The following is a 13,105-nucleotide window of genomic DNA, read 5'->3' on the forward strand; positions in this document are numbered from 1 at the left end:
CCCGGCACAATGAGACTAGCTAAACATCACCTGCGCCCAGCGCACCAGACCGGCGGTAACGGAGCCAAAGTCATCGCCACCCGCAATCGGAATACCCGGCAGCTGTTCCGCCAGCGCTTTTTTGATCAGCGGTGAACGCGCGCTCCCCCCGGTCAGATAGATAACGTCCGGCTTCTCTTTACCGTTTTCCAGCGCCAGCTGCACCTGCTCCAGAATACGCTGCAGCGGCTGCGCGAGCGCGGCCTCCAGCCCGTCCTGAGAAATCGCAGTGGCCAGATCGTCGCTGATAAACGGCAAGGAGACCGCATGCTCAGCGCGGTCGGAAAGGGCGATTTTGCTCTCTTCTGCAGTACGCACCACACGGTAGCTCAGGCGCTGGCGCCACACTTTATACAGCAGGGCGACTTTTTCGGCGTCCTGCGCGTCGCGCACCAGGTCGTTCAGGAAACGGCCATTTGCCGTGCTGTAAAAATCACTCTGCGCCGGAACGTCGTTAATCGCGATAGCGTTCCACCATGGCAGGATTGGCAGAGCGATCCCTTTTTCAGTTTGTCCGCCCATGCCGAGCAGTGGCATCAGGCTCTTGAATGCCAGGGCAATATCGAGATCGTTACCGCCGATGCGGCAACCACTGTGCCCCAGCAAGCTGTTTTCGCGGTCGCGACGGTTATGCCATTGTGGCCCCATCAGCAGCAGCGAGCAGTCCGTCGTACCGCCGCCGATATCCACGACTAATACGCGTTTCTCTTCCGTCAGTGTGGCTTCAAAATCCAGTCCCGCCGCAACGGGCTCATACTGGAACACTACGTCACGGAAGCCAGCACGGTGCGCCGCACGTTCAAGGATACCCTGCGCCTGCTGGTTAGCGTCATCTCCCCCCAGTCCCTGGAAGTTGATCGGACGGCCAATCACCGCCTGGGTGATCGCTTCCGACACCTGGGTTTGCGCCTGATTGCGAATGTGCAGCATCATGGCGCAGACCAGATCTTCAAACATCGCCACCTGCTGTGGCTTCAGACCGCTGGCACCCAGGAAAGATTTTGGTGATTTAACGAAGTAAACCTCTTCGGGATCTTCGATGTACTGCCCGAGCGAAGAGAGGCCGAATTGCACGCTGGAAGGCGTAACGTCGATATCTTCCTCGCGGTTAAAACTGACAGCCCGGCGCAGTAATGCCTGAGTCTCCGCCGCGGTGGCCGGAACCTGATGATGGCGGAACAGCCATTCGCTGACTGCTTCGCGGGTAGGTGCGCAGAGCATTGATGGCAGCAGCGTGCTCTCTTTTTCCATTTTCAGGAGCTGTGGCTGTCCGTCCTGCATAATTGCAACCGAGCAGTTTGCCGTACCGTAGTCAAATCCAATAAACACGAATAATCCCCATGCCAGTGAGAAGGGGCGAGACTTTAACGAAATGTCTGCATCGCGACAACAGGAATATGAAAGCAAGGCGAAACAAGGTCTTTCGGTTTATGCTGAGGGGAACAAAAAAGGAGCGACAATGTATACCCTGACCTGGCAACCCCCTTACGACTGGCAATGGATGTTTGGCTTTCTTGGCGCGCGTGCGGTAGAGGGTGTCGAGACCGTCACTGACCACTATTACGAGCGCAGTTTCGCCTGTGAGGGGCACCAGGGGATCTTTCGCGTCACACCGGATAACCTGACCCACACGCTACAGGTGACACTGAGCCCCGGGTTAATCCCGGTTGCGCAAACCTGTCTTGAGCGTATTGGGCGTCTGTTCGATCTGGCCTGCGATCCGCATGAAATTCACAAGACGCTTGGCGATCTCGGCGTTGCACGGCCTGGTTTACGTTTGCCGGGAGCAATGGATGCTTACGAACAGGGCGTACGAGCCATTCTCGGGCAACTGGTCAGTGTGGCAATGGCGGCAAAACTGGCCTCACGCGTTGTCGCGCTGTGTGGTGAACCAGTAAACGATTCGCCAGGCTATGTCTGCTTCCCCACACCACAAGCGCTGGCCGCAACGGACCCGCTGGCGCTGAAAGCGCTCGGGATGCCGGTTAAACGTGCAGAGTCGTTGATTCATCTGGCGCAATCGGTGATTGACGGCACGTTTCCGCTGACGCCACCTGAGGACGTTGAGGCAGGCATGAAGGCGTTACAGCAGCGGCCTGGAATAGGGCGCTGGACGGCAAACTATCTGGCACTGCGCGGCTGGCAGGCGAAGGATGTTTTTCTGCCGGATGATTATCTGATTAAGCAACGCTTCGCTGGGATGACGCCAGCGCAAATTCGTCGCTATGCTCAGCGCTGGCAGCCCTGGCGCTCTTACGCACTACTGCACATCTGGTATACCGACGGCTGGGCGCCGTCAGTTGATAGCGAAATAACTGGTATTGAGCAGTAGATCCAGCGGCTGTGGCTCGGCAATCGTGTCACCATAAATAAAATCGAGCCCGATGCCAGAGAGTGTATCCATCATGATCGGCTGATTACAGGGACCTGCGATGGTTTTCATCCCCAGACGCTGGGCATGGCCCTGGATGATAGTCACCATCATCTCATCCATCAGATTGCCATAAACGTTGGTCACCACTTCCGCGTCCAGCATCAGATAGTCGGCCATATTCGCGCTCAGGTGGGTAAAGACGTTCATGTCACGCCCCACCTGACTGAAGATCACACGGCAGCCCGCCTGACGAAGCTTTTGCAGCCCGCGTTGCAGGTTATCATCCGGGTTGCATACCACATCGGCAGGAATAACCAGATGCAGAAGGCGACCTGGCATTGGGCTTTTATCCAGCAGGTCGAGAAGTTCATCGACCAGCGTTATGCTGGCTAAACCGACCTCAGAAAGCGGCAGTGCGACCCCCATACCTTTACTCGCGACCTGTGCGGCAGAGGTACGGAAAAACTCACTAAAGATACGTCTGTCGAGAGCGTGCAACAGCTCAGGTTCCGCCAGGCCAGATCGGAAGGCGTGTTCTTCCTGTACTTCGCCCTGGCTGGTCCACAGGCGTAACGAAATGAGCCAGAAGTTACAGCTTTCCGGTATGCGTGGTGAGGCAACACTGCGGGCTATCATCATCAGATGATTGTCTTTAATCATGTGCCACTGCTCATCCAGTGACATCATGCTACGTGCGCTGTGATCCCGCTCCTGCTGAGGTTCGTAAACCGTGACTATGCCGCGCCCACTGTTTTTCGAGGCATAACAGGCGATATCAGCCTGTGACATGATCTCAGATGCCTGATGATTATTTTCATCAATCAACGTGATACCTGCGCTGGCACCAATTCTGTGCAGGCGACCTTCCCACATAAAGTGATAGCCATTAATGGTATGGATCAGGCGGCTGGCGATATAACGTGCGCTCTCTATGTTGCAGTCCGGTAACAGTAAACCGAATTCGTCTCCGCCCAGACGCGCCAGCACATCGCTCGAGCGGAGCATGGTCAACATTAATGAAGAGAGCTCCCGGAGCAGGGCATCACCTGCGGCATGGCCTGCCGTATCGTTGACCGCTTTGAAACGATCAAGATCGATAAAGACCAGAGCATGACGCTGGCGCGTTTCGCGAACGGTCTGCAAGAGTCGTTTGAGATGATTTTCAAAGCTAACCCGGTTTGCCAGGTGGGTCAGGGCATCGTGGGAGGCGCTGTAACTCAACTGGCGCAGCATTTTGCGCGACTCAGTCACATCCTGAATCACGATAACCGAGCCAATGTTTTGTCCGTCCAGTGTGCTGAGCGGCGTAATGCTGTAATGAATATCAAAATTACCGCCGGTGCGGCAGTTCAGGACCACGTCCTGATCGATATCGGAACGGGACATATCACCGCTATGAATGTTCTCCATCAGCGGCCCTTTTTCACCAAAGGTAATATGCAGCACCCGCAGGATGGGCTGACCGATAGCTTCGGTCTGCAGCCAGCCACTCATTTTCTCGGCAACCGGGTTCATGAAGGTGACATTCATGTTGATATCGGTGCACAGCACCGCTTCGCCGATAGAGTCGAGGGTTATGTGCAGACGCTCTTTTTCCTGGAACAGGGCCTCGTTGAGTTGCTTAACTTCGGTCATGTCCATGTTGATACCGAGCAGGCGTTCAACTTCGCCCTGCTTATTCAGCACCCGGTTCGCCAGGGAGCGGATATGGCGCACGCCTTCCTTCACGCGGATGCGGAATTCAAGCTTAAACGGCAGACGGGAAATCAGGGAGTCCCGCAGTACTTTTTCTGCATGTACGCGATCTTCAGGCAGCATCGCTTCATGCCAGAGTTGCCAGGTGGGCTTGATGTGCGGCGGTATTTCATACAGCTCGAACATTCGCTTATCCCAACTGATAATGTCAGGCTCCAGATCCCACTCCCAGATGCCGATACCCCCTGCTTCGTTGGCAAGCGTAATACGCTCCATCAGGCGTTTGTTGACCCATTCGGTCTGCTTCAGGTCATTAATATCTTCGATCTGGGCGATAAAATAGAGGGGTGAACCGTCGGTATGGCGCACGACAGAGACAGCAAGAAGCGCCCAGACCACCTCTCCATTGCGCGTGTAATAGCGCTTCTCGAGGGTATAGGTATTAATCTCTCCGTTGACCAGTTGTGTCAGGTGTTCCAGGTCGGTATGTAAATCTTCCGGCCAGGTTAACTGCTGGAAGGTGAGTGACTGGAGTTCGGTCTGGCTGTATCCGAGAAAGTTGCACAGTGCCTTGTTGGCCTGAAGCCATTTGCCCTCGATGCTGACCAGCGCCATACCGATGGCGGAATACTCCATCGCGTTACGAAAACGCTCCTCGCTCTCGGTAATATGTTTGCGTTCTGCACGGAAAGCATACATCACCATAGTCATCACGTTGGCAGGCAGGAGCAGCATCAGGAACGGTAGCCACGGCGCATTCAACATGGCGTTAGTATGCTGAGTGGTCAGCGCCACAGGGTTACGGGCGATCATCAGGGAAACTACCATGACGGTGACCAGAAACACCATGAACGCTTCCATTCGCGGCAGGCGCACAGCACTCCACATGAGCAGAACGATAACGCAGGTAAAGGGCCACGGCAGCCAGGTGATCGCTGCCCAACTGAGGACTAACGTCACTGCCATGGTGGTCAGCGTTTCCAGCAGCAATTTCGGGTCACGATGTCGCAGCAGATAATGCGGTTTAAACAGCAACCCTAATGGCACCAGCGCCAGCGCACCAATGGCTTCAGACAAGACCCAGACGAGGAAATTACGCAGTGGTTCTGGAGCGGGGGCCAGAAAATAGACCAGAACACCGCCCACCAGTGGTGGCACCAGCGCACTGCCAATGGCCAGACGGATCCAGTCATTCAGATTTTGCAGCGGGTTATACCACGGGAGCAATTTACGCAGTAACAACGCGCCAATCACAGCCTCAATAACGTTGATTGAGGGGTAGATGAAGCTTGTCGCCCCCCACGAAAACAGCATCCATGAAGCCAGAATATTGCCAAACGAACAGGCCAGGGCTATCCCCGGCCACATTTTTCCGGCGTGGCGGTAAAACGCCACCATCATGATGGCGGTGGGAAACCAGAGCGGCGCCAGCAGAGTACCGAAGCGAGTAAGCTCCAGCGAAAATAAGGTAAAGATAAAGGTGACCAGGCCCAGACAGACAAGTCGTAATAAAGGATGTGGGGTGGTAACCAAAACCCGCTGGTATTGTTTATTCATTACCGCTTTATCCAGAGACGCCATGCCGCCAGGAAAGAAGTCCGGACGAGTGAATTTGATAATTTGGTTTATGCTAGTACAAACAATTTACAATTCATATGGTGACTGCTCATAATTTGACATCATAGACTTATTAAATAGTTACTCTTTATAAAATTCATATTGATTGCTGAAAAAGTGTCCGTTTAAATTTCACTAAAGGAATAATACGTCACTTTTCAGGCTGTCTCGCAGAACCTGCGCTTTCGACTGGTATCACGCCCCCGAAATCCCTATAATTGCCGCGTTTGACGCTCCGGCGTCGTCCTTCCTTAACATCCAGGTTAATCAGGTCGCTAAATTTATGACTGATAAGTCTCATCAGTGCGTCATTATAGGCATCGCCGGCGCATCGGCTTCAGGTAAAAGTCTAATTGCCAGTACGCTTTATCGCGAACTGCGTGAACAAGTAGGTGATGAGCACATCGGCGTCATTCCCGAAGACAGCTATTACAAAGATCAATCCCATCTGTCGATGGAAGAGCGCGTAAAAACCAACTATGACCACCCAAATGCAATGGATCACAGTTTACTGTTCCAGCATCTGGAAGCACTTAAGAGCGGTCAGGCGATTGAACTGCCCGTTTACAGTTATGTAGAACATACCCGCACTCAGGAAACTATCCGCATCGAGCCGAAGAAGGTCATCATCCTTGAAGGCATTCTGCTCCTGACGGACGCCCGTCTGCGTGAATCCATGAACTTTTCAATTTTCGTCGATACCCCGCTGGATATCTGCCTGATGCGCCGCATCAAACGTGACGTTAATGAGCGCGGTCGTTCGATGGACTCCGTCATGGCGCAATACCAGAAAACGGTCCGTCCAATGTTCCTGCAATTCATTGAACCGTCCAAGCAATACGCCGATATCATCGTGCCGCGTGGGGGCAAAAACCGCATTGCTATTGATATCTTAAAAGCGAAAATCAGCCAGTTTTTTGAATAAGCCGCGTGAATTGTGTACCGTTCAGAGATAACCTGGTTTTACCCTGAGTGTTTACCGCCTCAGGGTACGATGCATGAAAGGAGAAAGTGCCATGCGTCTTTGTGATCGCGATATTGAAGCCTGGCTGGATGAAGGCCGTTTGTCTATTACCCCACGTCCACCGGTGGAGCGTATCAATGGTGTGACCGTTGATGTGCGGTTGGGGAATAAATTCCGTACCTTTAGTGGCCATACCGCGCCGTTCATCGACCTCAGCGGGCCGAAGGATGAAGTCAGCGCCGCGCTTGATCGCGTGATGAGTGATGAAATCGTCATCGACGAAGGCGAAGCCTTTTATTTGCACCCAGGTGAACTGGCGCTGGCGGTGACGTATGAATCCGTGACGCTGCCGGCGGACCTGGTTGGCTGGCTGGATGGTCGCTCTTCACTGGCGCGACTGGGGTTGATGGTTCACGTGACCGCGCACCGTATTGATCCCGGCTGGTCTGGCCGTATTGTGCTGGAGTTCTTCAATGCCGGTAAACTGCCTCTGGCGCTGCGCCCGGGCATGATGATTGGTGCGCTGAGCTTTGAACCGCTGACTGGCCCGGCTGATCGTCCTTATAACCGCCGTCAGGACGCAAAATATCGCGACCAGCAGGGTGCGGTTGCCAGCCGTATTGATAAAGACTGATCAGTTAGTCCACTGAGGATGCCATGAGAAGAGTTCTGACAACGCTGATGATTTTGCTGGTGGTGCTGGTTGCTGGCCTTTCAGCGTTGGTTCTGCTGGTTAACCCAAATGATTTCCGCGCTTATATGGTGCGGCAGGTCGAGGCTCGTAGTGGTTATCAACTGAAGCTTGATGGGCCGCTGCGCTGGCACGTCTGGCCACAACTCAGCATTCTCTCTGGTCGTATGTCATTAACGGCGCCGGGGGCATCTTTACCACTGGTCTCTGCAGACAACATGCGTCTTGATGTGGCGCTGATCCCGCTCTTTTCTCACCAGTTGCAGGTTAACCAGGTGATGCTGAAAGGCGCGGTGATCCAGCTCACTCCGCAGACCGAAGCTGTGCGGAACGCAAATGCGCCGGTTGCGCCGCGAGAAAATACCTTGCCAGATGAACCGTCTGATACGGGCTGGTCATTTGATATCGGCAAACTGAAGGTGGCCGATAGTGTGTTGGTTTTCCAGCATGAAGGTGATGAGCAGGTCACCGTACGAAATATCAACCTGAATATGGAGCAGGATGAGCATCATCTTGCCTCGCTGGATTTTAGCGGCCGGGTGAACCGCGATCAGCGCGATCTGACCCTGTCACTGAATGCCAGTGTGAATGCGTCCGATTATCCGCATCAGCTTACCGCCGACATTCAACAACTGAACTGGCAACTGACGGGAGCCGATCTTCCCACTCAGGGGATAACCGGTCAGGGGACGTTGCAGGCCGTGTGGCGCGAAGAACAAAAACAGCTGGAACTGGATAACCTCAACCTGCAGGCGAATGACAGTAGCCTGAAAGGGCAGGCGAGTGTCTCTCTTGAGGAAAAACCTAAGTGGGTTCTGAATCTACAGTTTGACAAACTTAACCTGGAGAACCTGCTGCCCCCTCTGCCTGCAAGCGAAACAGACAGCGATGTCACGCAAACGGGGCAAAGCCAGGCACCCATGTCGCGTCCGGTTATCTCGTCCAATCTTGAACAACCTGACTATAACGCGCTGCGCGGATTTACAGCAGATATCCTGCTGAAAGCCAATAGCCTGCGCTGGCGCGGTATTGATTTTACTGATGTAAGCAGCCAGATGTTTAACCATAACGGTTTGCTGGTGATCTCCGAACTGAGCGGTAAACTAGGGGCTGGACACCTCTCACTGCCGGGTACTCTGGATGTCCGTAAAGATGTTCCCAGCGCCGAATTCCAGCCGCGTCTCGATAACGTGGAGATCGGCACCATCCTGAAAGCATTTAACTACCCGATATCTCTGACCGGGCAGTTGACGCTGGCAGGCGACTTCTCCGGCACAAAAATTGATGCCGATGCTTTCCGTCGCGAGTGGCAAGGTCAGGCGCATGTCGACCTGAAAGACTCCCGTATGGAAGGGCTTAACTTCCAGCAACTGGTGCAGCAGGCAGTTGAACGCAGCAGTGATGTGAAAGCCCAGGAAAACTACGACAGCGCAACGCGACTCGACAATTTCACCACCGACATGACGCTGGATAACGGGCTGCTTACTCTGGACGGCATGGAGGGAGTCTCTTCCGTGCTGTCGCTGACGGGGGAGGGTTCACTGGATCTGGTGAAAGAAACGGCGGATACACGTTTTAATATCAGGGTACTTTCCGGCTGGCAGGGTGAAAGTAAGCTGATTGACTTCCTGAAAGAGACACCGGTCCCGCTTAGCGTTTATGGCAAATGGCAGGCGCTGAATTACAGTCTTCAGGTGGATCAGATCCTGCGTAAGCATCTGCAGGATGAGGCCAAACGTCGGCTTAACAACTGGGCGGATCGTAATAAAGATTCACAGACAGGCAAGGATGTGAAGAAGTTGCTGGATAAGCTTTGATGTAGGTTGTGCCGGGTAAGGCGCAAGCGCCACCCGGCTTTTTTACACCTCAAAATCCATCTCGTCCTCATCCCGCAGGGGGATGATCTGAACCTTCTGCACGCGATGGTTTTCAATCTGTAGCGTTTTGAGCCGATAGTCCCCCACCTGAACCTCTTCCCCCGGCTGCGGGATACGTTGCAAATACTCCATCAGCAGACCAGCAATGGTGTGATACTCACGTTTTTCATCCAGCGGCAGGGGGACGTACTGAATCAAGTCGTCAAGCGGCATATGGCCGTTGGCTGTCCATGAGCCATCTGCATTTTTCTGGATGTCGTGGCGGGCATCAATCTCATCTACCTCGTTTGGCAAATTACCGGCGATGGTTTCCATCACGTCGCTGAGCGTGACCAGCCCTTCAACCGAACCAAACTCATCTACTACAAAAGCGAAGTGTGTGCGCGCGTTACGGAATTGCTCAAGGGCAGAGAGCAGATGCAACCCCTCGGGGAACACCAGTGGCTGGCGCACCAGCACGCGCAGGTTTAACGCTTCACCGTGTAACTGTTGTTGCAGCAGGTCGATGACATGTACCACCCCCAGCAACTCTTCCTCTTCCTCACCGCCAGTCACGACCACACGGGTATGCTGATTTCTATCCAGCAATGCGCGAATGTGTTCTTCCGGTGCTGTCAGGTCAATATGCTCGATATCATGACGTGAAGTCATGATGCTGCTGACTGAACGCTGATTCAGATTGAGCACCCGCTCAATCATTAGCCGCTCCTGCGGGTTAAAGATCTGCCCGTCGTTATGATCGGCCAGCATCGCAGAAGATTCGGCATCTAATTCTGCGTCCTCTTTTTGTCCGCTGAGCAGGCGCATCACGGTATCGGCAGTGCGCTGGCGCAGGCTCTGGTTTGCCGACAAAAAGCGGCGACGGTTGAATATGGCGAGCTGGTTCAGTGACTCAATCATCACCGAGAAGCCGATCGCGGCGTACAGGTAGCCTTTAGGAATATGGAAGCCAAAACCGTCGGCTACCAGGCTAAAGCCAATCATTAGCAGGAAGCTCAGGCAGAGGATGACGATGGTCGGGTGGCTGTTCACAAACCGCGTCAACGCTTTGCTCGCCATTACCATCAGCGTGATGGCGATAATCACCGCAGCCATCATGACGGCAAGATGGTCCACCATCCCGACGGCAGTGATCACTGAGTCCAGAGAGAAGACCGCATCCAGTACCACAATCTGTGCCACTACCGGCCAGAATTTAGCTCCCCGTCGCTGGGTGGGATTTTCGCTGTCTTTCCCTTCGAGCCGTTCGTTCAGTTCTACTGTGGCTTTGAACAACAGGAACAACCCGCCGAAGAGCATGATCAGATCGCGGGCGCTAAAGCTGAGACTGTAGAGAGTAATCAGCGGCTTAGTTAGCGTGACCAGCCAGGAAATTGACGCCAGCAGCAGCAATCGCATCGCCATCGCCAGCAGTAAGCCCGTCACGCGCGCGCGGTCGCGCTGGGAAGGGGGAAGCTTTTCAGCAAGGATGGCGATAAAGACCAGATTATCAATACCGAGAACTAATTCGATGACGACCAGCGTAACCAACCCGGCCCAGATTGATGGATCGGCAATCCATTCCATAGTAAGAGCAATACCTTCTGTTATATGACTAATGTCACACTTCGATCATGGATAAAGCTGAAAGAAATTGCAATGCCGGGATGCGATTTCTCTTAATACGTTGTGCTAAACAGAGTGTCAGAGATTCAAACTGTAAATAAGGTAAATACGTAGATTTAATTACAGAAAGAAATTTTAGGATATATCGCAGCTAATGGTTTTTATTTTTATATTGTCAATATAAAGAAAATCCTAAAAGGTAAAAACTTTGCTCTTAATATTAATCTTAAAAACAGATATTGAGAGAGATGTCTCCTTGCCTGCTATTAGGTAAGCTGCAACAATTCTCCCGGCACCAAATGTTAAATCTCGGTGTTGCAATTATTGTTTTGGTCTTCAGACAGGGCTATTCATTATCCGTTGGATGTTTCAGGCGGTTGATATATTTCCAGAAGACCATCCTCAAGAGGGCGTCTATCCATAACACATTGTTTAGTCAGTGGATTGGTAACTGAAAGCCAAGGGCGGTAGCGTGCCTGAAAGCGTGTGAATCAGCCCCGGTTATTCTGTCAAGAGCCAATGGATGAATAAGCTTTTTTTAGGACTGATGCCAGTTATATTTCTATTTGATTAACTGCATGCTGAAACCCAATACAGCTCGAGCTTATTTAAATTGAACGGGATAATTACTCTGCCAAAGTGATAAATAATCAATGATGAAATCCAAAATGAAATTGATGCCATTATTGGTATCTGCACTCTTGATGAGCGGTTGTACGGTCTTTCCCGGCAGCAATATGTCCACGATGGGCAAGGACGTGATTAAACAACAAGATGCCGATTTTGATCTCGACAAAATGGTGAATGTTTATCCACTCACGCCGCGTCTGGTGGAACAATTGCGTCCACGTCCAAATGTTGCCCAGCCGAATATGTCTCTGGACCAGGAGATTGCCGCTTACCAGTACCGCGTGGGGCCGGGTGACGTTATCAACGTGACCGTCTGGGACCACCCTGAACTGACCACCCCTGCGGGTCAGTACCGTAGCTCAAGCGACACCGGGAACTGGGTGCAGTCTGACGGCACCATGTTCTATCCCTATATCGGCAAAGTTCATGTTGCCGGCAAAACGCTTGCCGAGATCCGTAGTGATATTACCGGCCGCTTAGCGCAGTACATCGCTGACCCGCAGGTGGACGTTAATATCGCCGCATTCCGCTCGCAAAAGGCCTATATCTCCGGCCAGGTGAACAAATCAGGTCAGCAGGCCATCACCAACGTCCCACTGACTGTGCTGGACGCCATTAACTCTGCGGGTGGCTTAACCGATGGTGCCGACTGGCGCAACGTGGTGCTGACCCACAACGGTAAAGAGCAGCGTATTTCTCTGCAGGCGCTGATGCAAAACGGCGATCTGACCCAGAACCGGCTGCTCTATCCGGGTGACATTCTTTACGTGCCACGCAATGACGATCTGAAAGTCTTTGTGATGGGGGAAGTGAAGAAACAGAGCACCCTCAAAATGGACTTCAGCGGTATGACCCTGACCGAAGCGCTGGGCAATGCGGAAGGTATCGATCTGACCTCGTCTAACGCCAGCGGCATCTTTGTGATCCGTCCGCTGAAAGGTGAGGGCAGCGCGAAAGGCAAGATTGCCAACATTTATCAGTTGGATATGTCCGATGCGACCTCTCTGGTAATGGCCACGGAGTTCCGTCTCCAGCCATACGATGTGGTGTACGTCACCACCGCGCCGGTTGCTCGCTGGAACCGTCTGATCAACCAGTTGCTGCCAACCATCAGTGGCGTTCGCTACATGACGGATACGGCGCGCGACATTCATACCTGGTAATCCATGATGTTTAACAAAATTCTGGTGGTATGCGTGGGGAACATTTGCCGTTCCCCCACGGCTGAACGGTTGCTGAAACAGTACCAGCCTGCATTGGTCGTTGAGTCTGCAGGGCTGGGGGCGCTGGTCGGCAAAGGTGCTGATGAGCGCGCAACGAGCGTGGCCCGGGATCATAACCTTTCTCTTGATGGCCACATTGCCCGCCAGGTCACCGGCCGGATGTGCCGTGAATATGACCTGATCCTGACGATGGAAAAACGCCATATTCATGCGCTATGCGATATCGCACCGGAGATGCGCGGGAAAGTGATGCTGTTTGGTCACTGGGACAATGAACGCGAAATCCCTGACCCGTATCGCAAAAGCCATGAGGCCTTCGAGGCGGTTTACACCTTACTTGACCAGTCTGCCCAACAATGGGCGCAGGCACTGAAAGCTCAGCAGGGATAA

9 protein-coding genes are annotated in these 13,105 nt (G+C 53.1%); 6 read left to right on the plus strand and 3 right to left on the minus strand.

The annotated features are described in order from the left end of the window. Window positions 1-15: 15 nt before the first annotated feature. Complete coding sequence (gene yegD, locus WB237_RS02005; protein WP_336209782.1) at window positions 16-1,368, minus strand: molecular chaperone; 1,353 nt, start codon at window positions 1,366-1,368, stop codon at window positions 16-18. Between the two features lie 130 nt (window positions 1,369-1,498). Between yegD and alkA the strand changes: the two genes are divergently transcribed. Further along, on the plus strand, window positions 1,499-2,371 hold the full coding sequence (gene alkA, locus WB237_RS02010; RefSeq protein ID WP_336209783.1) for a DNA-3-methyladenine glycosylase 2: 873 nt from the start codon (window positions 1,499-1,501) through the stop codon (window positions 2,369-2,371). Here alkA and WB237_RS02015 read toward each other — a convergent pair. Continuing rightward, window positions 2,336-5,665 (minus strand): diguanylate cyclase, encoded by a 3,330-nt coding sequence (locus WB237_RS02015; RefSeq protein ID WP_336209784.1) that lies wholly within the window; start codon window positions 5,663-5,665, stop codon window positions 2,336-2,338. The two genes, alkA and WB237_RS02015, sit on opposite strands and share 36 nt — an antisense overlap. 343 nt (window positions 5,666-6,008) lie before the next feature. Between WB237_RS02015 and udk the strand changes: the two genes are divergently transcribed. The 3 genes from udk (at window position 6,009) to asmA (ending at window position 9,197) form a co-directional block, all read left to right on the plus strand. Beyond that, entirely contained in the window at window positions 6,009-6,650 is a 642-nt protein-coding gene (gene udk, locus WB237_RS02020; RefSeq protein ID WP_008500855.1) for a uridine kinase, read from the plus strand. Between the two features lie 91 nt (window positions 6,651-6,741). Next, window positions 6,742-7,323 (plus strand): dCTP deaminase, encoded by a 582-nt coding sequence (dcd, locus tag WB237_RS02025; protein ID WP_020883257.1) that lies wholly within the window; start codon window positions 6,742-6,744, stop codon window positions 7,321-7,323. 23 nt (window positions 7,324-7,346) lie between these two features. After that, entirely contained in the window at window positions 7,347-9,197 is a 1,851-nt protein-coding gene (asmA, locus tag WB237_RS02030) for an outer membrane assembly protein AsmA (protein WP_336209788.1), read from the plus strand. 42 nt (window positions 9,198-9,239) lie between these two features. Here the strand turns inward: asmA and WB237_RS02035 are convergent, their stop codons facing one another. Next, entirely contained in the window at window positions 9,240-10,823 is a 1,584-nt protein-coding gene (locus WB237_RS02035; protein WP_336209790.1) for a TerC family protein, read from the minus strand. Between the two features lie 692 nt (window positions 10,824-11,515). Here WB237_RS02035 and WB237_RS02040 point away from each other — a divergent pair. Both WB237_RS02040 and wzb read left to right on the plus strand, forming a co-directional pair. Beyond that, complete coding sequence (locus WB237_RS02040; RefSeq protein WP_028016366.1) at window positions 11,516-12,655, plus strand: polysaccharide export protein; 1,140 nt, start codon at window positions 11,516-11,518, stop codon at window positions 12,653-12,655. Between the two features lie 6 nt (window positions 12,656-12,661). Next, window positions 12,662-13,105, plus strand: coding sequence for a low molecular weight protein-tyrosine-phosphatase Wzb (gene wzb / locus WB237_RS02045; RefSeq protein WP_336213441.1), 444 nt, complete (start codon window positions 12,662-12,664; stop codon window positions 13,103-13,105).

It is taken from the genome of Enterobacter sp. P82, from assembly GCF_037053385.1.
Taxonomy (GTDB): Bacteria; Pseudomonadota; Gammaproteobacteria; order Enterobacterales; family Enterobacteriaceae; genus Enterobacter.

What these genes read in the sequence shown, in the direction of transcription:
- alkA (WP_336209783.1), top strand. Translation starts at nt 1,499, where the DNA reads ATGTATACCCTGACCTGGCAACCCCCTTACGACTGGCAATGGATGTTT.
- WB237_RS02015 (WP_336209784.1), bottom strand. Translation starts at nt 5,665, where the DNA reads ATGAATAAACAATACCAGCGGGTTTTGGTTACCACCCCACATCCTTTA.
- udk (WP_008500855.1), top strand. Translation starts at nt 6,009, where the DNA reads ATGACTGATAAGTCTCATCAGTGCGTCATTATAGGCATCGCCGGCGCA.
- dcd (WP_020883257.1), top strand. Translation starts at nt 6,742, where the DNA reads ATGCGTCTTTGTGATCGCGATATTGAAGCCTGGCTGGATGAAGGCCGT.
- asmA (WP_336209788.1), top strand. Translation starts at nt 7,347, where the DNA reads ATGAGAAGAGTTCTGACAACGCTGATGATTTTGCTGGTGGTGCTGGTT.
- WB237_RS02035 (WP_336209790.1), bottom strand. Translation starts at nt 10,823, where the DNA reads ATGGAATGGATTGCCGATCCATCAATCTGGGCCGGGTTGGTTACGCTG.
- WB237_RS02040 (WP_028016366.1), top strand. Translation starts at nt 11,516, where the DNA reads ATGATGAAATCCAAAATGAAATTGATGCCATTATTGGTATCTGCACTC.
- wzb (WP_336213441.1), top strand. Translation starts at nt 12,662, where the DNA reads ATGTTTAACAAAATTCTGGTGGTATGCGTGGGGAACATTTGCCGTTCC.